The 23,537-nt window shown below is 70.7% G+C and carries 18 protein-coding genes; 5 read left to right on the top strand and 13 right to left on the bottom strand.

Features of this window, described 5'->3' with window-relative positions:
* Positions 1-97 precede the first annotated feature (97 nt).
* Positions 98-1,567 carry a type VII secretion integral membrane protein EccD gene (gene eccD, locus AB8735_RS27380; RefSeq protein ID WP_372410013.1) on the bottom strand — a complete coding sequence of 490 codons (1,470 nt, stop codon included), beginning with the start codon at positions 1,565-1,567 and terminating at the stop codon, positions 98-100.
* Positions 1,568-1,771: 204 nt separating this feature from the next.
* On the opposite strand from eccD, the gene eccCa reads away from it, so the two are divergent.
* The gene (gene eccCa / locus AB8735_RS27375) at positions 1,772-5,731 is read left to right on the top strand and encodes a type VII secretion protein EccCa (protein WP_372410012.1); all 3,960 of its coding nucleotides are present in this window, start codon (positions 1,772-1,774) and stop codon (positions 5,729-5,731) included.
* A 547-nt stretch (positions 5,732-6,278) separates the two neighbouring features.
* On the opposite strand, the gene AB8735_RS27370 is transcribed toward eccCa, so the two are convergent.
* From AB8735_RS27370 to AB8735_RS27350, 5 genes are read right to left on the bottom strand one after another with little or no spacing between them, the layout of a single operon-like run.
* Positions 6,279-6,992 (bottom strand): SUKH-3 domain-containing protein, encoded by a 714-nt coding sequence (locus tag AB8735_RS27370; RefSeq protein ID WP_372410011.1) that lies wholly within the window; start codon positions 6,990-6,992, stop codon positions 6,279-6,281.
* Positions 6,993-7,040: 48 nt separating this feature from the next.
* Entirely contained in the window at positions 7,041-7,991 is a 951-nt protein-coding gene (locus AB8735_RS27365; protein ID WP_372410010.1) for an SUKH-3 domain-containing protein, read from the bottom strand.
* Positions 7,988-8,377: a YwqJ-related putative deaminase gene (locus tag AB8735_RS27360; protein WP_372410009.1), complete on the bottom strand. Its 390-nt coding sequence runs from the start codon at positions 8,375-8,377 to the stop codon at positions 7,988-7,990. Before AB8735_RS27360 ends, AB8735_RS27365 begins: the two co-directional genes overlap by 4 nt.
* Positions 8,370-8,846 (bottom strand): SUKH-3 domain-containing protein, encoded by a 477-nt coding sequence (locus tag AB8735_RS27355; RefSeq protein WP_372410006.1) that lies wholly within the window; start codon positions 8,844-8,846, stop codon positions 8,370-8,372. The genes AB8735_RS27360 and AB8735_RS27355 overlap by 8 nt, the downstream gene beginning before the upstream one ends.
* A 33-nt stretch (positions 8,847-8,879) precedes the next feature.
* Positions 8,880-10,652 (bottom strand): YwqJ-related putative deaminase, encoded by a 1,773-nt coding sequence (locus tag AB8735_RS27350; protein WP_344030557.1) that lies wholly within the window; start codon positions 10,650-10,652, stop codon positions 8,880-8,882.
* A gap of 281 nt (positions 10,653-10,933) precedes the next feature.
* Between AB8735_RS27350 and AB8735_RS27345 the strand changes: the two genes are divergently transcribed.
* On the top strand, positions 10,934-11,194 hold the full coding sequence (locus AB8735_RS27345; protein WP_372410004.1) for a DUF397 domain-containing protein: 261 nt from the start codon (positions 10,934-10,936) through the stop codon (positions 11,192-11,194).
* 95 nt (positions 11,195-11,289) lie between these two features.
* Here AB8735_RS27345 and AB8735_RS27340 read toward each other — a convergent pair whose 3' ends face one another.
* From AB8735_RS27340 to eccB, 7 genes are all read right to left on the bottom strand, one after another.
* Positions 11,290-12,441 carry a S8 family serine peptidase gene (locus AB8735_RS27340; RefSeq protein WP_372410002.1) on the bottom strand — a complete coding sequence of 384 codons (1,152 nt, stop codon included), beginning with the start codon at positions 12,439-12,441 and terminating at the stop codon, positions 11,290-11,292.
* 153 nt (positions 12,442-12,594) lie between these two features.
* Positions 12,595-14,085: a WXG100 family type VII secretion target gene (locus AB8735_RS27335; protein ID WP_372410000.1), complete on the bottom strand. Its 1,491-nt coding sequence runs from the start codon at positions 14,083-14,085 to the stop codon at positions 12,595-12,597.
* Positions 14,086-14,138: 53 nt separating this feature from the next.
* Positions 14,139-14,600: a hypothetical protein gene (locus tag AB8735_RS27330; RefSeq protein ID WP_344030568.1), complete on the bottom strand. Its 462-nt coding sequence runs from the start codon at positions 14,598-14,600 to the stop codon at positions 14,139-14,141.
* Positions 14,601-14,706: 106 nt separating this feature from the next.
* A complete protein-coding gene (locus tag AB8735_RS27325; protein WP_344030571.1) occupies positions 14,707-14,988 on the bottom strand; it encodes a WXG100 family type VII secretion target in 282 nt (93 codons plus the stop codon).
* 43 nt (positions 14,989-15,031) lie between these two features.
* On the bottom strand, positions 15,032-15,373 hold the full coding sequence (locus tag AB8735_RS27320; RefSeq protein ID WP_372409996.1) for a WXG100 family type VII secretion target: 342 nt from the start codon (positions 15,371-15,373) through the stop codon (positions 15,032-15,034).
* A 200-nt stretch (positions 15,374-15,573) separates the two neighbouring features.
* A complete protein-coding gene (gene mycP, locus AB8735_RS27315; protein ID WP_372409995.1) occupies positions 15,574-16,809 on the bottom strand; it encodes a type VII secretion-associated serine protease mycosin in 1,236 nt (411 codons plus the stop codon).
* Positions 16,810-16,820: 11 nt separating this feature from the next.
* On the bottom strand, positions 16,821-18,362 hold the full coding sequence (eccB, locus tag AB8735_RS27310) for a type VII secretion protein EccB (RefSeq protein ID WP_372409993.1): 1,542 nt from the start codon (positions 18,360-18,362) through the stop codon (positions 16,821-16,823).
* Between the two features lie 284 nt (positions 18,363-18,646).
* Here eccB and eccE point away from each other — a divergent pair, with 284 nt between their 5' ends.
* The 3 genes from eccE to AB8735_RS27295 all read left to right on the top strand — a co-directional run bounded on the left by eccE (position 18,647) and on the right by AB8735_RS27295 (position 23,432).
* Positions 18,647-19,930 (top strand): type VII secretion protein EccE, encoded by a 1,284-nt coding sequence (gene eccE, locus AB8735_RS27305; RefSeq protein ID WP_372409991.1) that lies wholly within the window; start codon positions 18,647-18,649, stop codon positions 19,928-19,930.
* Positions 19,930-20,712 carry a hypothetical protein gene (locus AB8735_RS27300; RefSeq protein ID WP_372409990.1) on the top strand — a complete coding sequence of 261 codons (783 nt, stop codon included), beginning with the start codon at positions 19,930-19,932 and terminating at the stop codon, positions 20,710-20,712. The genes eccE and AB8735_RS27300 overlap by 1 nt, the downstream gene beginning before the upstream one ends.
* 209 nt (positions 20,713-20,921) lie before the next feature.
* A complete protein-coding gene (locus tag AB8735_RS27295; protein WP_372409989.1) occupies positions 20,922-23,432 on the top strand; it encodes an SCO5717 family growth-regulating ATPase in 2,511 nt (836 codons plus the stop codon).
* Positions 23,433-23,537 lie beyond the last annotated feature (105 nt).

Below are 23,537 nucleotides of genomic sequence, written 5' to 3'. Positions count from 1 at the left end.
GGGTCCGCTGGGCGCTGTCCCCAGACGCCGCGAACGGCGGTCCGGAGGCGCGTACACATACGGCCGTCACACAGAGTACCAGCAGCGCGGTGGGCCCTCACCCGCTGGTCATGCTCCGGGCCGCGGAGTACACGTCCAGGACGGCCAGGCACAGCGGCACGAGGGACAGCAGGAACGCGCTCTCGGCCAGATCGGACAGCCGGCCCCAGAAAGGGGACAGCCCCTTCTTCGGGACGATCAGCGCGATGCCGACGACCAGCGCCGACCCGGCGGCGACGGCCGCGGCGAGCCAGACGGTGCGGACGTCGATCGGGCCGTGGTCGCCCTCCGTCATCGCGCGCAGGGCCCCCGCCGGCGGATTGAGGGACAGTCCCAGCACGAGCAGGCCCAGCGCCGCCAGACCGGCCCCGAGGACCGCCGCCACCTGGGCGGTGTAGCGGAAGAGGCGGGCCCGCAGCAGCATGGCGACCCCAGTCGCCAGGGCCAGCAGCTGGGCCCACATGTCGTGCGAGAAGCCGAGCACGGCGGCCGCGCCCACCACGACGGCCGAGCTGCCGCCGACCAGGCCGAGCAGCATCTCGTGGCCGCGCCGGGCCCGGTCCGCGATGCGGTCCGCGTCCACCGGCTCGCCGCCGGCCGTGGCGCCCGGCTCCCGGTCGGGGTCGTCCGCCGCGGCGGAGCGGGGGGCGGCGTAGCCGATGGGCAGCCGGGCGACGCGGGCCGACAGGCCCGGCAGGAAGGCGACGGCGCCGATCGCGACCACCGCGCAGACGGCCGCGGTGTCGGTGGGGCTCGCCCCGGTGAGGATGGCGACGAACGTGGCGAGGGTGCCGACGGCCGAGGCGAAGACCGCGGCGACGAAGGGGGCGTCCCCGCTCGGTACGACGGCGGCCAGGGCGACCGAGGCGACGAGGACGGTGACGCACCCGAGGAGGAACTGCAGCCGGCCCACGCCCTCGCCGGCCGGCAGGGAGAGCAGCCCCGAACCCGCGATCATCAGGTGCGGCAGGGCGGCCAGGCCCATCGCGACGGCGGACGCCCGGTCGTCGTAGACCCGGGCGCGCACACCCGCCAGCGCGGTCAGGAGGACGCCGACGGAGGCCGCGATGATGCCCGGCAGGCCGTGCATGTCGTGCCGGACCGGGTCGGCGAACCAGAGGACGAAGCCCAGGAGCACCAGCAGCAGCGCGCCGCCGAAGAGGCCCGAGACGCGCAGCAGCCGCTCGCTCCACAGGGTGCGGTCCCGGGCGACGGCCGAGGCGACGGCGTCGGCGACGTCGTCGTACACGGCGGGCGGCAGCGACTCGGTGAACGGGCGCAGGCGCAGGAGCGCGCCGTCGAGCACGCGCTGGGCGGCCAGGGAACGCGCCGGGTCCAGCACGGCGCCGTCGGTGCCCACGAGGTGGTGGCCGGGCGGGGTGGTGCCCTGCGGGGCGTGGCCGCTCAGCCGCAGGATTTCCGGGAGAAGGTCGGCGACGGCGACGTCGTCGGGGAGGGCGACGTCGATCCGGCTGTCGGGAGCGACGACCGTCACTCGGCAGAAACCGGTCGTTGTGGTCGAACTCACCTGGAGGGCCCCCTCGTTGCCTGCTGTCGCTCCGCCACGCACGGGCCTTCGCCTTCGCGGGGCCGTGGGGTGACGGGACGGCACGATACCCGCCGCCCCCGTTGTCAGTGGCACGTAGGATCATCGTTCGCGCGGAGAGCGGCCACCACTACGGGGGGCGCCGGTCCTCAGCTGCCCAGCCGTACCGAGGGATTGATTACGCCGGTGAGTCAGATCGTCGTCAAGCGCCCGCCCCGGGTCGTGCCACCCGAGCCCGAAGCGGAGCAGCTGCAGCTCGAGTCCCCTCCCGAACTGCCCCGCGGGCAGCAGGAGGGCATGGCGATGCAGCTGCTGCCGATGCTGGGCATGGGCTCGTCCGTCGTCTTCTTCTTCATGCCGGGCACCCAGCCCTTCATGAAGATCATGGGCGTGATGATGCTGGCCTCGACGGTGGCGATGGCCGTCGCCCAGCTGATCCGCTACCGCAAGGGCACGCAGGGCGCCGCGGCCGACGGCCGCCGCGACTACCTCAAGTACCTGGCCCAGACGCGGCGCAAGGTGCGGCGCACGGCCACCGCCCAGCGCGACGCCCAGTTCTATCTGCACCCCGGCCCGGACCAGCTGTGGGCCCTGGTGGCCGAGCGCAGCCGGCTGTGGGAGCGCCGCATCTCCGACAAGGACTTCGGTCAGGTGCGCATCGGCCTCGGGCCGCAGCAGCTGTGGACGCCGCTGGTGGCGCCGACCACGGCGCCGGTGGACGAGCTGGAGCCGCTGGCGGCGGGCGCCATGCAGCAGTTCCTGGCGACGCACGGCTCGCTGGACGGGCTGCCCGTGGCCGTGTCGCTGCGCGCCTTCTACCACGTGGTGATATCCGGCGAGGCCGACTCCGTGCGCGGCGCGGCCCGTTCGATGGTGGCCGGCCTCGCCGCGCTGCACTCCCCCGACGACCTGGTCGTCGCGGTCGTCGCGGCCAAGGACGTGACACCGGAGTGGGACTGGACCAAGTGGCTGCCGCACACCCAGGCGCCCGGGACGGCCGACGGCGCCGGCACCAGGCGGCTGTTCGGCGACGACCTGCCCGAGGTCGAGGAGCTGCTGGGCCATCGGCTGGAGGGCCGCCCCCGGTTCGGCCGGGACAGCCAGCCGCTGCTGGACCAGCCGCACATCGTGGTCGTGCTGGACGGCGGCCTGGTGCCGCCCGACTCCCTGCTGGCCTCCGCCGAGGGACTCCAGGGCGTGACCGTCGTGGAGATCGCCCCCGGCGACGAGGAGGAGCCGCGCGGCGGTCTGTCCATCACGGTGCGCCCGGGCAGGCTGCGCCTGGAGTCGGCGACGGCCACGTATCTGGGCGTCCCCGATCATCTCTCCGTCCCCGCGGCCGAGGCGCTCGGCCGGCAGCTGGCCCCGCTGTGCCTGGGCGGCGGCACGGACGACGAGGAACCCCTGCTCGCCAACCTCGACTTCACCGATCTGCTGGGGCTGGGCGACGCCGCCTCCGTGGAGACCGCCACCACCTGGCGGCCGCGCTCCCGCGCCGAGCGGCTGCGCGTGCCCATCGGCGTCGGCGAGGACGGCACCCCCGTCATGCTCGACCTCAAGGAGGCGGCGGAGGACGGCATGGGCCCGCACGGCCTGTGCGTCGGCGCGACAGGTTCCGGCAAGTCCGAGCTCCTGCGCACGCTCGTCCTGGGGCTGGCGGTCACCCACTCCTCCGAGAACCTCAACTTCGTCCTCGCCGACTTCAAGGGCGGCGCGACGTTCTCCGGCATGGCCGAACTGCCGCACGTCGCCGCGGTCATCACCAACCTCGCCGACGACCTCACCCTCGTGGACCGCATGCGCGACTCCATCACCGGTGAGCTCCAGCGGCGCCAGGAGCTGCTGCGCGCGGCGGGCAACTACGCCAACCTCAACGACTACGAGAAGGCGCGGGCGGCCGGTGCCCCGCTGGAGCCGCTGGCCTCCCTGGTGCTCGTCATCGACGAGTTCAGCGAACTCCTGACGGCCAAGCCGGACTTCATCGACATGTTCATCCAGATCGGCCGGATCGGCCGGTCGCTGGGCGTCCATCTGCTGCTGGCCTCGCAGCGCCTGGAGGAGGGCCGCCTGCGCGGTCTGGACACCTATCTCTCGTACCGCATCGGTCTGCGCACCTTCTCCGCCGCCGAGTCGCGCACGGCGCTGGGCGTGCCGGACGCGTACCACCTGCCGTCCGTGCCCGGCTCCGGCTACCTGAAGTTCGGGACGGATGAGATGACGCGGTTCAAGGCCGCGTACGTCTCCGGCACGTACCGCGACGGCGCCGCCGCGCTCACCCGCGGCGGCCCGCTGCCGACGGACCGGCGGCCGGTGCTCTTCACCGCGGCTCCCGTGCCGGTGCGCTACCGGGCACCCGACCCCGACTTCCGCTGGACACCGGCCCGTTCCGAGGACGACGCGCTGGCCGACACCGTCCTCGACGTCATCGTCCGGCGGCTGGAGGGCCAGGGCCCGGCCGCCCACCAGGTGTGGCTGCCGCCGCTGACCAAGGCGCCCTCCCTCGACCAGCTGGTGCCCCGGCTGACGGCCACCCCCGAGCGCGGGCTGCACTGCCCCGACCCGGCCGCGAGCGGCGGACTGCGGGTGCCGCTGGGCCTGCTGGACAAGCCCTTCGAGCAGCGCCGCGACGTCCTCGTCCGTGACTTCTCCGGCGCGGCCGGCCACATGCTGATCGTCGGCGGCCCCCGCTCCGGCAAGTCCACGCTGCTGCGGACCCTCGTCGGCGGCTTCGCGCTCACCCACACCCCGCACGAAGTGCAGTTCTACGGGCTCGACTTCGGCGGCGGAGGGCTGGGCGCGGTCGAGGAGCTTCCGCACGTCGGCGGCATCGCCTCCCGCCTCGACCCCGAGAAGGTGCGCCGCACCGTCGCCGAGGTGACGGGCATCCTCAACCGGCGGGAGGAGTTCTTCCGCGACCACAACATCGACTCCATCGCCACGTACCGCCGGCTGCGCGCGGCCGGCCGGCTGCCCGACGAGCCCTGGGGCGACGTCTTCCTCGTCATCGACGGCTGGCAGACGTTCAAGACGGACTACGAGATGCTGGAGCCGTACATAGCGGACATCACCACCCGCGGTCTCGGCCTCGGCGTCCACCTGGTGGTGACGGTCTCCCGCTACATGGAGATGCGTGCCGCGCTCAAGGACCAGTTCCTCAGCCGGCTGGAGCTGCGGCTCGGCGACCCGCTCGACTCGGAGCTCGACCGCAAGGTCGCGGTGAACGTGCCGGTGGGCGTGCCCGGGCGCGGCATCACGGCGGAGAAGCTGCACTTCCTGGCCGGTCTGCCGCGCATCGAAGGCGGTTCGGGCGGCGGGGACGACCTCTCCGACGCGACGGCCTCGTTCGTCAAGACCGTCGGCGACGCCTGGCCGGGCCCGCACGCCCCCCAGGTGCGCATGCTCCCGCGCCTGTTGTCGGTGCGCGAACTCCCCGACGGCCACGCCCACCCCGAGCGCGGCGTCGCCATCGGCCTCGACGAGATGAACCTCGCCCCCGTCTTCGTCAACTTCGACACCGACCCGTTCTTCGCGGTCTACGGCGAGAGCGAGTCCGGCAAGACGGCGCTGCTGCGCCTGCTCATCAAGCAGCTCACCGAGCGCTACACGCCGCAGGAGGCGCTGTTCTGCGTCGGCGACTACCGGCGCAGCCTGCTGGAGTGCGTGCCCGAGCCGTACCTGGTCGGCTACTCCACCACGCAGAACGCCTTCGACCAGTACCTCACCGACATGAACACCCTCATCAGCAGCCGCATCCCGGGCACGGACGTGACCCCGCAGCAGCTGCGCGACCGCAGTTGGTGGAAGGGCCCGCGGGCTTTCATCGTCGTCGACGACTACGACCTCGTCGCCACGTCCTCCGGCAACCCGATGGCCCAGCTGGTGGACAACCTGCCCTACGCCCGCGACGCCGGCGTCAACATCATCCTCGCCCGCAGCAGCGCGGGCGCGGGCCGCTCGGCGTACGAGCAGTTCATCCAGCGCTTCAAGGAGCTGGGCGCGCAGGGTGTGGTGCTGTCGGGCAACCCGAACGAGGGCGAGCTGCTGGGCAATGTGAAGGCACGGCCGCTGCCTGCGGGGCGGGGGTTGTTCGTGTCGCGGAAGGGCGGGACGTCGCTGGTGCAGACGGGGTGGTTGGCGACGGAGTAGCAAAAGGTTGCGCCTGCTCGTGCCGACGGGCGGCATCTGCCTCGATGGGCGTCGTCACAAGCCGGAGCCCGGCTCGTGGCGACGCCCATGCCGGCCGTTGCGCATGTGCAGCACCACGGGTGGAGGCCGAATGCCGGCAGCGGGCGGCGCGCGCGGCCGAAGTCCCGGGAAGTGCTCATCGCGCTCCCTGGCCGCCTGCCAATCGGTCGGCATTTATGGCCGTCAAGAAGGCCGTGCAGCGTTCCCCGAGTCGATCTGAGCACGGTCTCGGGCTCGCCGCTCTCCTATAACCGGAGCCACCGCACCCGCTCCTTCGCCATTGTCGAGGAGCACATCACCGAGTCCGGTGACCGCCGGCCTCAAGTCCTCGCCTGGGGACTGACCGGCCAGGACAATGGGAGGGCACAAGTCACCAGCCTTGACGGCAGGTTGTGTATGTCGCTCGCGTCAGCTGAACGAGCCGCAGTCCGCTCTGCCTGCCAGGGACGATCCGACCTACCTCGTACGGACGGGCTCGTCACACACCAACGCCGTTTTGCCTGAGTTGTCATTCATCCCCCGAGGTCGCCCTGACCTGGCGATGGCCGTTGAGCCTTCCTGCGATTGGCCATGACTTAGGGAAGGGGTTGCCTGGCACCGACATGCCCTCCCAGTTCCACCGCGGCCAGGACCAGTTACGCGCCTGCGCCGAGATTCGCTCTGCCTCGGCACCGGAAGACCAGTCATCGCCGGGAGCCTTCCCGAGGTCGAGGTGGCGATTCGTGAGCAGACAGGCGAATACCTCGTAGTAACTCTTTCCCAAGTAGTAATCGCCGCTCCAATGGGTGAGGAAGAATCTTCCTCGCGGGTCGATCAACGCGATCTGGCCTTCAGATCCACAGGCCACGGGGAAGAGCGGCTGCCCAAGCCATTCGGACAGTTCTGCGATCGCCTCGGCATCGACTTCATCGTAGTCGCGCACATCGAACCAGACTGAATGCCTGCCAGGCGGATCGTCGGTGAACCTGACCCGCAGGAAGGCGAATTCCTTGATGAAATCCACTGCCGCCGGGGACGGCTCCACCTCGTATCCGCAGGATGTCAGGGAAGCAGCAATGTCACCGGTCAGGGCAACAGCTTCACCACCCACAGAACGCCCTGGCATCCATCCCGCGACCAACAGCTGGGTGTAGACCTGGAACTCGGTGATCAGGGTCCGGGGATCGGTCTCACTGTCCCGCACGGAACCAGCTTTGCCAATCCGTTCCCGCTCCTCAACCACTTTATGGCTCCAGCAATTTCCCAAGACACACGGACCGCCGCACCAGGGTCAGCTCACCGGAGCGGCACGTACCACGCGTCGGCTCGCGTAGGCCTCGAGCTCTGCCGTGGCGTCGGCCAGTTCGGCGCCCGATTCCAGAACGGTCTTCGTATCCGCTGTCAGGCGGATGTTGATCCCCTGGTCGCCTTGTCGTCCAGTGGAGATCGAGCAGCCAATGCCCGCGCGCGGCGATTTGCCGACTGCCGCATTGCACAGCTCGATTGAAGTCTCGGCCGAGGCCAGGGGAATCGGGTCCAGAGCCTGCCGGACGCCCTTCAGCAGCAGTACGGCACTGTCGTCGAGCGATCCAGGGGCGAGCGGGAACGCTTCGTCCAGTCGGACCGGGCCGTGACCGCGGAGGCCGATGATGCGGAAGCGGGCCGCACGGGCCGTGAGCAAGCCATGGCGGTGCAGGACGTAGACGGGGACCATGGCCGTCCTGACCAGGTCGGTCAGCTCGTCTTCGGCGGGGAGACGGGCCAGTTGCCAGTGGTGCGAGCGCGGCGCGATGCGCCGGGGTGCCCGGCCTTCGACGAGCGCGGTCAGGCCCGCTTCGGCCGAATCGCCCAGGAGCCACCAGCCGCCGTGGTCGACGGCGAAGAGCCGGCCTTTCTCGTCGAGGAAGAGGAGGGTGTCGGCTTCGGTGCGGCCGAAGGGGAAGAGGCGTTGGCCGATCGCGCGGGCGAAGGAACCCGCTGTGCGCGGGGCGAAGCGGGCGGCTGTCGGATCGATGGCGCAGCCGGTGGCGGCCACGTCCGTCCCGGGGGCGACGGGTGCGATCGTCAGGCCGTGGAACTCGCGCAGGGCGCGTTCGGCGGCAGGGAACAGTTCCCATGCCTGCTCACCGTGGGGGGAAACCGTGCCGACAGCGGTCAGCATGCCGAGCAGGGCGTCGTCCCCGGCGTCCCTGCCCGGCCGCCAACCCGCCGTGCGCAGCGCATCGGTGCCGATGGTGCTCACGAGTCCGCGATCTCCACTCCCAACCGGTTCAGGAGAGCCGTGCAGGCGCGGCACGGAAGCGTGCTCTGCCCGTGCTCGGGGTCACCGGATTCGCGGATCTTGACGGACATCATCATGGAGCGGGCGAAGTGCGGGGCGGCGTCGTCGAGCTTCGTCCAGCGACCGTCGGCCCGGCCCTCGTCCAGGCCCCAGAACTGATCGGAGATCAGAGCGGATTCGGCGCAGTGCCCGAGGAAGGGCTCGCGCAGCTCCGTGGGGAGGTCATCGAAGAATTCGCGTACTGCCGGGTGGAGGTTGGGAGTTCCCTCGCCCGTCAGGTTGGTCATACTGAAGATCTTCCCTTGGACGAGGAGGCTGGCGGCAACGCCGGGAACCAGGTCAGACATAGAAATCCTCCGCATCCTGCAGCAAGTCACCCGAAAGGCGCGAGATAAGCGCTTCGTAGAAACTCTGCCCCATAAAGTAGAAACCCGTGTGATGGATGTAGAAGACGCGCCCGCTCTCATCCATCACGATGACCCCGCCCTCTTCCGTTTCGAATCCCACGGGAAAGAGGGAAGTGCCCAGGTTTCCTGCGAGCTCGGCGATCTCTTCGCCGTCGCTCGTGTAGCCGATCTCGGGATTCAGGCAGAGGGCCAGCTCGGGAGCCCCCGGATAGGACAGTTCAAGGAGTCCGTAGGAGCGCAGGAAGTCATGGACCACGGCGGGTGCCCTCATGGGGTAGCCCTGCCGACGCAGATCCTCTTCCCTCCGCGCGATGGCGTCCTCTGCGTCCTTCTCGACGTTGCGCTCCGGGGACCACCCGTTCTCCCTGAGCCACATCTCGATGTCGTCAGGAGTCTTCCTTGGTCGCATCTCTCCCTCTCCGATCGTCTTCCCGACACCGGCTCAGCGGTGTGCCTTGATACCCAACGCGGGCAACACCCGACTGCACGAACGACATGGGGGCTTGTAGTCACCGTGGGAGAGGCCCACCTCTCCAGGCTTTCGGGCCGGCATATCCCCGATCTGCTGTGTGTACACCGCCGCGCCTTGCATGGCCTCGCGGGCCTGCTCGGGTGTGCGGATGTTCTGGCCCGTCGGGTCGAGTTGATGCAGCCGGTCGGATATCAGGGCGACTTCGGCACATTTGCCGTGGCCTGCACCTGGAAAATCGCCCTCGGCCTTCATGTCGGCGGCAACTTTGTCATACATGCCCTGCAGGGCCGGGTGGGTCTTCGGCTGCCCGATTCCGTCCTTCTTCGTCATGCTCGAGTGAGAAGTAATCACTCCATTGTGCAGCAGACTCCCGGAACACCCGGACTTCAGGCCGTCCTGTCCTGTGTCCGCCTTCGTCACCTTGCCACCGGCCGCGACCTTCTCGGCGTTGGCTTCGGCAATCGCCTTGGTTTCGTCCGCCAAGGCCCTGGTCTCGCTCTTCACCGACCGGAGCTGCTCCTCCTCGCTCAGGTGATCCACCCGCAGCCCGTCGCGGCGGTAGTGCTTCATACCGCCCGCCGTCTGTCCATGCCAGCCCGGCCGGGGATCCAATGGCTCACCCTGTCCGCCCCTGCCCGATGAACCGCCCTGGCCGGAGCCGCCCTGCCCATGGCCGCCGCTCTTGCCCCCGCCGCCTCCGCCGGAGGCATCCGCCGGCTTCTGGTCGGGACGATGGTGCTTGACGCCCTTCATCCCGCCTTCGACGTGCTGGTCGTGCTTCTTCTGGCCCTTGCCCGCCTCGGTCAGGCCCTTGCCGACGTCGTCGAGGTGCTTCGTCAGTTCGCCCTGCGCCTTGTCGAGGGACTTCATCGCCTTCTCGGCGACCCCCTCGATCGCCTTGGCGAGGGCGCCCCGGCCGCGGGTGCGGTTGAAGTGGTGGTGGGTCGTACTGAGGTGCTTGCCGCCCTTTTCGTGCAGATGCCGGGAGTGATCGTGCACCTTGCCCGTGAAGGTGTTGTGCTCGTGCTCGTCGAAGACCAGGTCGCCGCCGCCTCCACCGCCGCCCGCGCTCGCCAGGATCAGGCCGCCGTCGCCGCCCGCGCTGGCTATCTTCAGGTTGTCCTTGCCCGCCTGGAGCGTCTGCTTGAGGTCGATGCCGTCCTGGGCACCGAGGCCGTCGGAGACGACCTGGACGACGAGGTCGGTGGCCATCGAGTCGAGAGCGGCGAAGACCGGTCCCGTGACGATGGAGAGGACTTCCTGGGCGGCGGCCTCCGCGGCTCCCTTGAGGATGCGTTTGACGACGGTGCGGGTGATCGCGACGCCGCCGAGGGCGCCGAGTTCGGAGAGGCCGAGGGTGAGGGGCGCCGCCGCCTGGGCCGCCGCGACCTCCGTGGCCAGCAGGCCGAGTTGGAAGATGGCCGCGCCCTTGGCGCCCGCGACGACGACCGCCGCGGCGTCCAGGCCCCCGGCCAGCAGACGTCCGCCCTCGGCGAGGTTGTGCAGGTGCTTGCCGTTGAGCTTCTTGACGTGCGCCTCGATCGCTTCCGTCATCTCACCGCGGTTGGTGGAGAGGAGACGGTTGAGCGCCACGTTGGAGTCACCGCGGCCGGCGTCCACGTCGTCCGCGAAGCCGCGGAGCGACTTGGCCATGTCGCGGTAGTCGTCCTCGTCGACGTTCGGCCAGTTGACACCGATCAGGTCCAGGACAAAGGCCAGTTTGTCCGGAAGGACGACACCCATCTCTCTCAATCCCCCTGGTGAGCACATGTCAGTGCGACAAGGGCTACGACTCTAGACATGCGGAGGCCGGTTCCCCAATTCCATGACGGGATGTGGGCACTTCGCCAGGAACGAGGCAATGCCACCACTTCATGCGTGGGCGAAATATGCGATATCGGCTTCCCTGTGGGTCTTGTCGGCGAGCAGATCGACTTCTTCTCCCAAGCCACGTATGGAGGTTCGCCGGGACCGGTAGCCTGACGGCGGCGGTTCGTCATCCGTGCCGAAAGGACTCTCCTCAGATGGCCACCAAGGAAGAGACGGAAGCTCTGTACGCCATGGACATTTCCGGCGTCGAGTGGCTCAGCGCTCCTGACAGTCCGACGAAGGAACGGGTCGAGATCGCCTATCTCCCGGGCGGGGCCGTGGCGATGCGCAACTCCGAGGATCCGGATGTGGTGCTGCGGTACACGGCCAGCGAGTGGCATGCGTTCGTGCTCGGTGTGCGGGATGGCGAGTTCGACATCGAGGTCGAGCCGGAGGGCGATTCTCCGGCGGAGTAGGGCGTTGGAGTAGGGCGTTTACGGGCGTACGTAGCGCTTCGGCCCCTGTCTCTGCTCCGCGAGGAGGCAGCGACAGGGGCCGAAGTGTTTGTCGATTACGGCGCGGTGGGCGGCAGAGCGGTGGGCTGCTGCTGTGCGCGTGCCCGTGCTCGCGCCCTCGACCTGCGGCGGAAGATGAGGGCGAGAAGGACGGCACCGGGGACCGCGACGGCGATCGCGCCTCCGATGAACCAGGGCAGGTTGTCGTCCTTGTCCTTCTTGGCCTTGTCCTTGGACTTCTGCGCCTCGGAGGACGGGGCGGGGCCGGGCTTGGCCGCCTTGCCGTCGGATGCCTTGGCGCCTTCCGCCAGCGGACTGACGTCGGGGGCGCCCGGGTTGCCCTTCTTCTCCAGGACGGGGATGCGGGGGCGGATCGTGCCGTAGCCGATGTACTGACTGGGGACGGGGCCGTCGGTGGGCTTGCCGGCGGTGTCCATCAGGACGCGGAGGACCTGGTTGTTGGTCCACTTGGGGTGCAGGGACCAGACGAGGGCTGCGCTGGCGGAGGCGATGGCTGTTGCCTGGCTGGTGCCGCCGCTGCGGCAGTAGCCGGAGCCCTTCCAACAGGGCGTAGGAAGGTTTTCGCCGGGTGCGGCGAGCGCCACCTGGGAACCGTGAGTCGAATACTTGGCCGTCTTGTAATTTGCATCAACGGATGCAATACCCACAACGCCCCGGGTCGCAGCCGGATACGAGACGGCGTTGTCCTTGTCACCATCGTTGCCCGAGCCGGCGAGGAGCAGCTTCCCATGCTTCAAGGCGTAGTTGACAGCATCCTGAAGCGCACCCTTGGCCTTGTCGGACAACAAGTACGACTGCATGCCGAGAGACATGCTAATGATTTGCGCTTTGCTGTCGGCTGCATACCGGATCGCTGCAGCCAACCTGCTTGCAGGGACGTTACGGGCCCCCACCTTCACCGGCAGGATTTCAGCGTCCGGAGCAAGTCCCTTGATGCCTTGCCCCCCTGCACCATCGCCTGCGATGAGCGTCGCCATTGCAGTCCCGTGAGAGTCCGTGTCCTCCCACTCGCTGTGCAGTTCCCCGCTCCGGGTGAAATCTTTCCCCGGCCGAACCCTTCCTTGCAGTTCCGGCTGCGACGAGCGCACCCCGCTGTCAATGACGGCAACGGTGATGCCCTTGCCCGTGGTCACCTGCCACATCTGCTCGGCCTGCATGGTTTCCAGGTACCACTGGCGTTCCCGCATGGTCCCAGCGCTCGCAGGTGCCGCGCCGATGGCGCCACCGGCGAGCAGAGAACAGAGCACGGACGCAGCAGCCGCGGCACGGACGCAAGCGCCTCTGATCTTTGACTTGTTCACGTGTTCTCTGCTCACCATCCGGGTGTCGTTTCTGAGGCCCTACTGAATAACCGGCGGTACGCTGTCGGGCCCGCCGGTGCTCCAGGTCTCCTCATCCTCTGTCAGATATCCTGGGCGGTCATTGCGCCCACGGTTTTTCGCCGCACTGCGCTGCGCGCCCTGAGCCGGGCCCATTGCATTGCCGCCCGCAGCGTTTCCTCCACGCACCAGGCCACTTCCGCCAGGAGTGAATTCACGCCGGTTTCCTCGCGAGCCCGATGGCGCGTCCACCACACCACCAGGCTGCGAAGCAACTCGCCTGGCGGCACCGCCATATCCTCGGACTGGGCTGGACCCCATGCCTCCTGGCGCGCCACCAGGGCCCATCATTCCACGGCCCGTCTGCTGCGATTCGCCGCCAATGACGGTCCCTCGGGGACCGCCCTTCGCAGATACAGGCCCTTGTTGCCCTGGTGATGGCATACCGCCGATGACTCCGGTGTCGGCTCGGGGAACCGGGGGGACCTTCAGATTCCCCTGCCCGCCGATACGCCCGGGGCCACCTGGGCTCCCCGTTTTCCCCATGCTTCCAGGAAGAGTCGGACGCGGCTCCGGACCGCCACGGCCACGATCGCCGGGAGTCTTCCTGGTTGCTCCGGTGTCACGTGAAGTCGACGGCGGCGGCACCGGCGGAACGGAGACCGGTCCGCCATGATGCGAAGGCCCGGGCGACGAAGGGGTGCTGGGCCCTGAAGGATTCGTCGGCGAGGGCGGCTGGGGCACAGTCGTGGTGCTGTCGACTCTCGTACCCGTGTTGTTGTCGTGTGCCGGAGTCGGACTACTGGGAGAGCCGTCATCAGAACCACTGTGCGCCGGTACATGCACCTGGTGCTGGGCCGTACCGGAGTGCGCCGCGCCCGAGCTCTGTCCGCCTGTACTGCTGCCGTCAGCCCTTGGTCCGCCGACACCGGAAGCTCCCAGGGCCCCTGCGCCACCGGAACCTTCCGTCGACGTACCACCCGACGACTCGTAGGGCACGCTCCAGTCTTCGATCCCGGGAGTCGGGGCCACATCCGCCGGCATCGGCCGGAACTGCGGCGCCTCCAACCCCCCGATGTCACTCGCCGCCACCCGGCAGGCCGAAGCCGCCGTCCGCAGCTGAGGAAGGACCTTCTCCTTCAGGTCCTCCATCTCCTTGATGCGCGCCTTCTCCTTGTCCGCGTCCGCGAAGCACATGCCCATGGAGCCCGCCGGGGCTTCCTTGCGCATCGTCTCGGCGGCAGCCTTGATCGCGTCGCCCGCGTGGACCATGTGGTCACCGGTGACTCCCGCCACATGCGCAAGCTTGATGATCTGCTTGGCGAAGGCGTCGCCCCATTCACGGAAGGCGTCGCCGCCTTCGCCGACCCACTTGGTCCGGCCGACATGGGCCTTGAGGTCGTCACCGATGCTCTGGATCTTGTCCTTCGCATCCACCAGCGCATTGCCCTTGGCCGAGACATCGGCCCCATTGGACCCGATGATGCTGGCATACATGCTCTCGACGGACATACCGTCAAAACTCGTGGGCCCGCCCTCTGCTGCCATCTCGCGTTACCCCCGTCTCACTTCTGCCCGACCGTGCCGGTTCCGGACGGCGACGACGGCGGGAACGGACCGTACTTCGGCTTCTCCGCCGGCGGGTGACCGCCCTTCGCCTCTGCGGCCCACTTCTGCTGCTGCTCCCAGTCCTTGGCGGACTGCTTCTGAATGGCGGCCAGGCGGGCGGCGTGTTCGTGGTCGACGCCCTGGTAATCGCGGTCGGCCATGTCCACCGCGATGCCCATCGCCTCCAACTGGTCGCCCAGCATGCGCGAGAGCAGTTCCAACTGGGCGTGCACCTTGTCGTACGCCCTCGACAGATCCTCGCCCTCCTTGAAGCTGCCGTAGGCCGCCTGCGCCACCTTCTGGTCGCCGATGTGCCGGTGCGAGGCGGCGGACGCGTCCAGGTCGTGGAGCAGCTTGTCGACGCGCTTCTTGAAGCCTTGCAGCGAGTCGTCGGAAGCGTCCAGGTCCGATGACGCCATGAGGCACCTCCCCTGAATGCCTGTGCAAAGAAATCAACAAAACAAAGCGTGGGTGCGGGCGCGGCCGGGCCGCGCCCGCACCCACGGGTCGTACCGAGCGCGTGGCTCAGCCGCCGAAACGCCCCGCCTGGCGACGGTCGTTGGCGCCGTAGCCGTCCACGGCCTCGTGCAGCTTCGACGCGATGGTCAGCAGCGTCTGGTGCATGTCCTTGACGTTCGCGTCCCAGCCCTGGTGGCGCGCGTGGAACGCCTCGCGGGTCTCACCGTCCCAGTGGCTGATGACGTCCTTGACGCGGGAGTCGAGGGACTCCAGCTGGGAGTTGATGGCGTCGGCCGAGGACTTCACCTGGTTGGCGGCCTCGGTCACGCCGGCGTACGTGATCTCCATGTGTGCTTCTCCTGAAGGGTCCTACGGCTGAGGGAAGGGGTGACTAGGAGACGTGGAAGGCTCCCAGGGCGCCGGTGACGCCGCCCTCGCCGATGCCCTTGAAGCTGTTGAGGCGGTCGGACTCCTCCTGGGTGAAGCCCTTCTTGCTCGCCTCCATCGCTTCCTTGGTGAAGTTCAGGAGCTGCTTCAGCTTGCGCACGTCCTGGTTCACACGCTCCTGCAGGCCGTTGTAGGCCTGGGCCGCGTCGCCCTTCCAGACGCCCTGCACCGAGTGCACGACGTTGGTGAGGCTGTTGATCTTGGCCTCGAGCGTGTCGTGCATGTGCCCGAGGTCCCTGATCAGGGAATCGAGTTTTTCGTCTTCAAGCTTCAGCTTGCCGCTCATTGTGCACCTACCCCCCATGAATCGGATGCCCCGTGGAAGTCGCGCGTTCCCGCGCGTTCCCTTTGCATCGGATCGAAGTTGTCGGCTGCCACTCTAGCCACTCGCGAGTTTACGTCCAACCTGTATGCGACGGACGCGAGTTCATCCCCGGATGGGACGGTCATTGGTCCGGACAACAACGGGACGACCACGCACAGACCCTATGCCGGGGGTCTGACAACGCCCCGTCGGCGGCGGTGATCCCGCAGCGCGACCGCCGTGCCGGCGATCGCGGCGATCAGCACTCCGGCCGTGATCAGAGCGTACGTGGCGAGGCGTTCGTCCCGCTCCCTGGGGGTTTCGCCCAGTGTCAGCGCGGCCGGTTGCGGGACACCGCGGCCGGCCGAGACGGCCCGGTCGGGGGTCGGACGGTCGATGGGCCCGTCGTCCTCGGTGAGGGCGCGCACCGGGTCGGCGACGCCCCAGCCGACGAAGTCGTCGCGTCCCTTGATGGCTCTTTCCGCGGTCTGTTCGATCTGCGCGACGACCTGGTTCTGTTTCCAGTCGGGGTGTTTGGCACGGAGCAGAGCGGCGATACCGGCGACGTACGGGGCCGAGAAACTCGTGCCGCTGTCGACGCACTGTCCGCCTTTCGGCACGGTCGACACCATTTCGACGCCGGGGGCCGCGACGCCGACGAAATCGCCCGCCTGGGAAAAGGAGGCGCGTTCGTTGTTCCGGTCGGAGGCGGCCACGGCGAGGACGCCCGGATAGGCCGCCGGATAGGTCTTCTTGACCTTTCCGTCGAGCCCGTCGTTGCCCGCGGAGGCGACCACGACGACATCGGCGCGCAGGGCCTCCTCGACGGCGAGCTCCAGGTCCGCCCCGGGCAGCAGCGCCCGGGTGGTGTCCTGGGAGATGTTGATGACCTGGGCGTGCTGCTTGACGGCGTGCCGGATGGCGGCGGCCAGCGTCTTCGTCTTCCCGCTGCCCTTCTCGTCGTTCTGCCGTATCGGGATGATCGTGGCCTCGGGGGCGAGGCCGACGAAGCCGGTGCCCTGGCGCGGACGGGCGGCGATGATCCCGGCGACCTTGGTGCCGTGGCCGACGGGGTCCGTGGTCCCGTCCGTGCGCGCGCCCTTCTCCTCGGGCGCGTTCTTGTCCCTGGGCAGGAGGTCGAGGCCGGCGGACCGGTCGACGGCGCGCGTGAGCTGCGGGTTGTCGATGTCAACCCCGGTGTCGATGACCGCGACCCGGACGCCCTTGCCCTTGGTGTCCTGCCACAGCCGGTCGAAGACGACCCGTTGCAGGGCCCATGGCATGCCCGATATCTGCTGCTTCATCGGGAAGGTGCACTCGCCGTTGCCGTCGAGCGACAGGCCGGAGGCGGCCGCGGCATTCACCGGAACCGAAGCGAGAAGCGTGAGCAGCGCCACGGCCGCCCTGCGTACGGTCATCTGCGGGCCCCTCACGAACTCTGCGGCTGGCTGGCGCTGTTGGCGTCGAGCCGGGGTCCCTTGGGCAGGAACGCGGACCAGTTGTCCGGCACCGGGACGGGCTTGACGTCCTTGTAGCCGAGCCGGATCTGCGCCGTGTTGACCTCGGCGGCCCGTTCCTGCGGGTCCTTGGACCCGTCGTCGTCACCGATGCCCGAGCGGCCCGCGCTGCTGTCGTTGTTGGTCTGCACCGCGTAGCGCAGCCCGGTGTCGGTCACCAGGAAGAGCGAGCCGACGCTGGTCGAGGAGCCGTTGACCTGCCGGTAGAGCAGGCCGCTGCCGGGGGTGACGTACGCGCTGGTGGCGCCGTCCACGATCTGTGCGGGGTAGTTGGTCCCGGCCCAGGTGGTGAGCTGGGTGCCGCCCTTGTCGTCCACGCCGTGCAGCACGTTGCACACCGTGCGGACGCCGGTGGACGCGTCGTTGACCTGGGTGGGGACGAGCTTCGGCCAGCCCTGGTCGTCGTGGAACCACTCCGGGGAGGAGGTGAAGGACTGCGGCCCGACCTCGGCGGCCCGGGCGTTCTGGCCGAGCGCCACCGCGTCGGGGCTGGTGAGCAGCAGCCGGGCCACCAGGTCGGAGACGGGGGCCACCCGGCCGGGCAGGACGACGTACTGCTGCATGCCCTTGCCCGCCACGGCCGTGAGGACGGTGCCGACCTTGTCGAGGCGCGGGTCGAGGCTGGCGACGCCGGCGGGGGCGCCGATCTTCCCGGGGAGCCGGGGGAAGGTGATGGCGCTGCCCTCGTGGAGGGTGCCCAGCCACTCCTTGCTGACCTTCTGCGGCTGGGCGCCCTCGCTGAAGAGCGAGCGGCGCAGCACCTGGTCGCGCGCGGAGGGGGCGACGCCGACGGGCGGACCGATGAGGTGCCGGGTGCCGCCGGGGTCCACGAGGTAGCGCTCGCCGGTGGGTCCCTCGACGTAGAGGGCCTGTCCGTCGTGGAGTTGACGGCTTCCGCCGACCTTGGCGGCCTCGCGGTCGGCGAGCAGGAAGACCGCCTTCTGCACGGTCTTCCCGCCGCTGCCGGGCTGTTCGCACACGGCCCAGTTCTTCTGCTTGCCGGCTTCCTTGTCGTCCGGCAACCGGTCGGGGGCGTAGGGGATGCCCAGCGTGGGTCCGCGCTGGATCCGTCCGCTGTCCAGCTCCGACTCCTCGACCTTGATGACCGAGGACTTCTCGGCCTTCAGGAGGAGCTTCGCGGAGGAGAAGTTGAGGACCGGGTGCAGGCGCTTGGTGCCACCGGTCTTCAGGACGACGTACCGCGTCGTGGACTTGCTGCCGACGATGACGTGCGCCCCCGGCTCCGACCAGCCCGCGGGGGCCTTGGGTTTGAAGATGCCCCAGGCGCCGAACCCGGCCAGCACGAGGGCGCCGACGACCATGCCGGGCAGCACGGCCCGCAGCGGGCGCGGCGCGCCCTCGTCCGTCCCCGCCGCCGTGGGCCGGAGGAACGCGGCGACCATCCGCTTCCGCGCGAAGGTGTAGGCGTTGAGCTCGTCCCGCCGTGTTGCCATGTGCCGAAGTACTCCCCCTGTCGCCGGGCGCCTGGCGTGCCCGGTCACCGGAACCGGCCGCAGGACCGCCGGCGTGACCGGTCGGATCGTGCCCACGGTCCGCGTTGTCAGACCGGCCCCCTACTATGCCTGTTGACCGTCCGGTCCCGCTGTCCGGGTGCGCCATCGGCCGGTGGCGACGTCCCGGGCAGTGCTCTTCCGACGGTCTTTCAGCGGTCTTTCGGTGCTTTTCGGTGGTCTTTCGGTGCTTCGCACCGCTTTACGGACGTGAGGGGGTTGCGGGTATGGCGTCCGCGGCGCGATCGGGGCAGGCCCGGTCGGGACAGGCCGGCGGCCAGGCCACGGCCCTGCGCCGGCAGTCCGGTCCGGGCAACCTGGGCCCGGTGCGGCTGCAGCAGTTGGTGCTGCTGGAGGTCGCCGCGGCGCTGGTGCTCGTCGGGTACGTCGTCGATCCGCTGCTGGCCGCGCCCGCCGGCGGCGTGGCGCTGGTGCTGGCGGTGCTGGCGCTGGCCCGGCGCCGGCAGCGGCCCGTCCCGGAGTGGATCGGCGCAGTGCTCGCGCTGCGCCGCCGTGCCCGTCGCACGGCGATGGCCGTCCCGGCGGACACCGCCCCCTCGCTGGCCCCCGTCGTGGAGTGCGATCCGGCGCTGCGCACCGGGTCGTTCACCGATCGCGAGGGCCGCTCCGTCGGCGTCGTCGGGGACGGCACGTTCGTGACCGCGGTCCTCCAGGTGGAGGCTGTGGACGCCCCGTTGCGCCCGCGGCGGACCGACAAGGCGCTGCCGCTGGGGCTGTTGCGGGACGCGATGGACGTGGCGGACGTCCGGCTGGAGTCCGTGCAGGTGGTGCAGAGCGCCCTGCCCTCGCCCGCCCCGCATCTGCCCGCCCAGGCGCTGGCCGCGCGGAACTACGCACCGCTGCAGGCGCTGACGGGTTCGCCCGCGGTGCGGATGACCTGGATCGCGCTCAAGCTCGACCCCGAGCTGTGCCCGGAGGCCGTGGCGGCCCGGGGCGGCGGAGTGGAGGGCGCGCGGCGCTGTGTGCTGCGGGCGGCGGGGCAGTTGGCGAGCCGGCTGCAGGGCGCCGGGTTCCGGGCGACGCTGCTCTCCGAGGACGGGCTGACGACGGCCCTGTCGACCGCCGCCAGCGTCAACCCCGCGGCGACGGCCCAGGCCGGCCGCAACGGCGCGGGGGCCCGGCGCACCGCCGAGACCTCCCGCACCTGGCGCTGCGACGACCGCTGGCACACCACGTACTGGGTGAGCCGCTGGCCGCAGCTCGGCCAGGGCGCCGCGTCGCTGCCGCAGTTGGCCGCGCTGCTCACCTCGCTGCCCGCGCTGTCGACGACGATGAGCCTGACGCTGGGCCGCGGCCGGGCGCGCGGCGGCACGCAGGCGCCGACGGTCACCGGCCACGTCCGGGTGTGCGGCCGCAGCGCCGACGAGCTGGGCGAGGTCCGGAGGGAGCTGGAGCGGGCCGCCCGCGGGGTGAAGGTCGGACTGGTCCGCCTGGACCACGAGCAGATACCGGGCGTCCTCGCCACGCTGCCGCTGGGAGGGACGCGCTGATGGGCCGCTTCTTGAGCCGTACGAGCAACACGAGCAACACGAACCGCGCGAGAGGCACGAACGGTACGAACGGAACGGCTGCCGCCAGGCCGGGGTTCGGGCTCGTCGGGCCCCGCCGCGAGCGGCACGAGCCGACGCTCGACCAGTTCGAGGACCTGGGGCTGCCCGTGGGCGACGACGGGGTGGTCATCGGCACCGACGCGCAGGGCGCGCCCGCCGTGCTCGGCCTGATGCGGCCCGCCCCCTTCGACGTGGTCCTGGTCGGCGGCGCGTGGACGGCGCAGGTCATCGCGCTGCGCACGGTCGGCACGGGCGGCCGGGTCGCCGTGGAGAGCGGCCGCCAGCAGCTGTGGACCGCGCTCGCGCAGGCGGCCAACACCGGCCAGCAGTCGATCACTCTGCACGACGTCGGCCGGGTGCCTCCGCAAGGGCCGTCCGTGCACAGCCCGGTGCTCGTCGTCCGCGACTGCGGGGTGCGCCCTCCGCTGGGCCGGGTGCGGTCCGCGCCCTGGCAGTCGGTGCTGACCCTGCTCCCCTACCCCGGCCCCACGACCGCGCGGTTGATGGCCCACGCGGACGTGGTCGGCGTCCAGCGGGTGGCCCCCGAGGAGGCCGTGCAGATCGGCCGGACGATGGGGCTGCCGCAGGAGGATGTGGAGGCGCTGTCGTCCCTGCCGGACGGGGTGACGCTGTGGTGCACCCGGGGATCGCGCACATACGTCACGACGGGTCCGACGGATCCGGAGGCGGGGCTGCTGGGGGCGGCGCGTCGGATGGACTGAGGGCCGCACGGCCGGAGCCCCGGTCCGGATCGAGCGGGCCTGCCGCAGTGCTACGGATGACGATTAGTCTTGATGACCGTACGCATGGAGAACCCGACGCCGGGGGCCCGCAGCGTGACGCATGGGGAATCCGGGCGGCGGGACCACGGGAACGGTCCGTGCCGGCAGGCGGTTCCGCCAGGCGCCGGACCACACCAGCAGGAGGCATTGTGAGCAGCGATCGGGACGAGATCCGCGCGGCCGGGACCACAGCCGGCGAGAACCGGTCCGACGCCGACCACGAGCAGGACCAGGAGCAGGAACACACCGGCGAGTTCACCATCGACTACACGCCGCCCGCCTGGTACGTCCAGACGACGCCGTCCGCCGCGACGGCTCCGCCCCCCGCCGCCGTGCCCCCGGCCCCGCCCGAGACTCCGGCCCATCAGGCCGCCCCCGCCGCCCCGGTGGCTCCGGACGGAGCGGACTCCTCCGAGGAGGAGTCGGCGCCCGCCGAGGAGAGGACGCCCGCCACGATGCGGTTCTCCGCGTCCGCGCTGCGGGACGAGATCGCGGCTCGCGCACCGGAGGCCGGCGAAAGCGACAAGTCGCCTGAAACGGCCGGGGATCCGGAGGCGGAGCTCCCCGAGGGCGAGCAGGACGGCGGCAGCCTGCGCAGCGAGGGGACGATGCGGTTCTCCCCGGCGTCCCTGCGGAACCGTACGGGTCCGGTGGACGCGGCGGACGGTGCCGGCGCGCCCTCGGAGACGCCGGACGCGCCCGACGCACCCAGCACCTCCACGGAGTCCTGGACTCCGCCGTCGGTCCCGCCGGCGTCGCTGCCGCCCCTGCCGCCCAACTTCCCGCCGGCGACGCCCCCGGAGGGCGGCTCCTCCGCCGCGCCGTGGCAGCCGGGCGGCAACTCCGCCGCGGCGCCGGGCGGTTACGGCACCCCGCCGGCGGGGCAGGGCGCTCCCGCCCTCCCGGCCGCGGCGTCGCCCGCGCTCCCGGCGTACGGGGCGGGGCCCGCCGCGCCCGCGCCGCAGCCGCCCGCCGCGCAGGGCGACTTCGCGCTGCCCCCCGCCGCGCAGCCCGCTCCCCCGGCGCTCCCGCCCGCCGCTCCCGTTCCCCCGCAGGGGGGCTACGGCCTTCCGTCGCCCGCCGGGGACGGCGCGCCCACCCCCGTACCGCCGGGGGCGCACGCCCCTGGTACCTATGGGACGCCCGGCGCCGCACAGCCCTCGGCCGGCGTGCCGAACACCCCTGCCCCGCAGGGCGGTTACGGCGTCCCCGCACCGTCCCCGGCCGAGAGCGGCACCGGCGCGCCCCGGAGCGGATACGGCTTCCCCCGCCCCGCCGGGGACGTCGCAGGTGCACCGGGCGGGCAGCCCGCGCCGGACTCCGCCGCGCCGCAGAGCGGGTACGGGTTCCCGCGCCCCGTCGGGGACGGCGCATCGGCGCAGCCGCCCGCGCTCCCCGGTGCGTACGCGCCGCAGCAGGGGCCGGGCGCCCTGCCCCCGGCCGAGATGCCCGCCGCCGAGGCGCCGCCCGCCGCCCCCGTGGACCCGCGGACCGGCGGCTGGCCGACCGTGACGCCCGAGCAGCGGCAGCGTTCCGTGCACGGGGCGCCGCTGGGGTACACCGCCGCCGTGGAGCTGTCCTCGGAGCGGCTGCTGAAGAGCAAGCCCAAGGCGCGGAAGCAGAGTTCGGGCCGGTTCAAGTTCGGCGGCAAGAAGGAGGAGGCGGAGCGGCAGCGCAAGCTGGAGACGATCCGTACGCCCGTCCTGTCCTGCTACCGCATCGCGGTCATCAGCCTCAAGGGCGGCGTCGGCAAGACCACGACCACCACCGCCCTCGGCGCGACGCTCGCCACCGAGCGGCAGGACAAGATCCTCGCGATCGACGCCAACCCGGACGCGGGCACGCTCGGCCGCCGGGTGCGGCGCGAGACGGGCGCGACCATCCGTGACCTGGTGCAGGCCATCCCGGGCCTCAACAGCTACATGGACATCCGCCGTTACACCTCGCAGGCGCCGTCCGGGCTGGAGATCATCGCCAACGACGTGGACCCGGCGGTCTCGACCACGTTCAACGACGAGGACTACCGGCGGGCCATAGACGTCCTGGGACGCCAGTACCCGATCATCCTGACGGACTCGGGAACGGGTCTGCTGTACAGCGCGATGCGCGGGGTCCTGGACCTCGCGGACCAGCTGATCATCGTCTCCACCCCGTCGGTGGACGGCGCGAGCAGCGCGAGCACCACGCTGGACTGGCTGTCGGCGCACGGATACGCCGAGTTGGTGGGGCGCAGCCTCACGGTCATCTCCGGAGTGCGGGAGACCGGCAAGATGATCAAGGTGGAGGACATCGTCTCCCACTTCGAGACCCGGTGCCGGGGCGTGGTCGTCGTGCCGTTCGACGAGCACCTCGCCGCGGGGGCCGAGCTGGACCTGGAGATGATGCGGCCGAAGACGCGGGAGGCGTACTTCGGGCTGGCGGCGATGGTGGCGGAGGACTTCGTCCGGGCCCAGCAGCAGCAGGGGCTGTGGGGGGCGGGCGGGGGGCCGGCGGCGGTGCCGGCGCCTCAGCCGGGGCCCGGGGCTGTGCCGGGCTATGGGCAGCCGCCGGCCGCTCAGCCGCTGCCCCCGCAGCCCGGGGCGGCTCAGCCGCTGCCGGGTCAGCAGCCGCCGTCGGCGGGGGGCTACAACCCGTACGGGGCGTGGCAGCAGCCGCAGTGACCGCGCGGGGCGGGGGTGTTGAGCCCCTGCCCCGCCCTTTCACCGTTTCTTCCGGGGAGACCCCGGACCCCCCATTCGCCCTTCGGGCGAAGTCCTCAGGCGCCG

The sequence above is a fragment of the Streptomyces luteireticuli genome (assembly GCF_041519305.1).
In the GTDB taxonomy this organism is placed as follows: domain Bacteria; phylum Actinomycetota; class Actinomycetes; order Streptomycetales; family Streptomycetaceae; genus Streptomyces; species Streptomyces luteireticuli.
This window is presented reverse-complemented; position numbering and strand designations above follow the sequence as displayed.

Bases quoted from the DNA above. Each gene is read 5' to 3' on its own strand.
- AB8735_RS27355 (WP_372410006.1), bottom strand. From the start codon at position 8,846: ATGCGACCAAGGAAGACTCCTGACGACATCGAGATGTGGCTCAGGGAG.
- AB8735_RS27320 (WP_372409996.1), bottom strand. From the start codon at position 15,373: ATGAGCGGCAAGCTGAAGCTTGAAGACGAAAAACTCGATTCCCTGATC.
- AB8735_RS27330 (WP_344030568.1), bottom strand. From the start codon at position 14,600: ATGGCGTCATCGGACCTGGACGCTTCCGACGACTCGCTGCAAGGCTTC.
- AB8735_RS27360 (WP_372410009.1), bottom strand. From the start codon at position 8,377: ATGTCTGACCTGGTTCCCGGCGTTGCCGCCAGCCTCCTCGTCCAAGGG.
- eccE (WP_372409991.1), top strand. From the start codon at position 18,647: ATGGCGTCCGCGGCGCGATCGGGGCAGGCCCGGTCGGGACAGGCCGGC.
- AB8735_RS27340 (WP_372410002.1), bottom strand. From the start codon at position 12,441: ATGCGGGAACGCCAGTGGTACCTGGAAACCATGCAGGCCGAGCAGATG.
- AB8735_RS27325 (WP_344030571.1), bottom strand. From the start codon at position 14,988: ATGGAGATCACGTACGCCGGCGTGACCGAGGCCGCCAACCAGGTGAAG.
- AB8735_RS27345 (WP_372410004.1), top strand. From the start codon at position 10,934: ATGGCCACCAAGGAAGAGACGGAAGCTCTGTACGCCATGGACATTTCC.
- AB8735_RS27300 (WP_372409990.1), top strand. From the start codon at position 19,930: ATGGGCCGCTTCTTGAGCCGTACGAGCAACACGAGCAACACGAACCGC.
- AB8735_RS27350 (WP_344030557.1), bottom strand. From the start codon at position 10,652: ATGGGTGTCGTCCTTCCGGACAAACTGGCCTTTGTCCTGGACCTGATC.
- mycP (WP_372409995.1), bottom strand. From the start codon at position 16,809: ATGACCGTACGCAGGGCGGCCGTGGCGCTGCTCACGCTTCTCGCTTCG.
- AB8735_RS27335 (WP_372410000.1), bottom strand. From the start codon at position 14,085: ATGTCCGTCGAGAGCATGTATGCCAGCATCATCGGGTCCAATGGGGCC.
- eccB (WP_372409993.1), bottom strand. From the start codon at position 18,362: ATGGCAACACGGCGGGACGAGCTCAACGCCTACACCTTCGCGCGGAAG.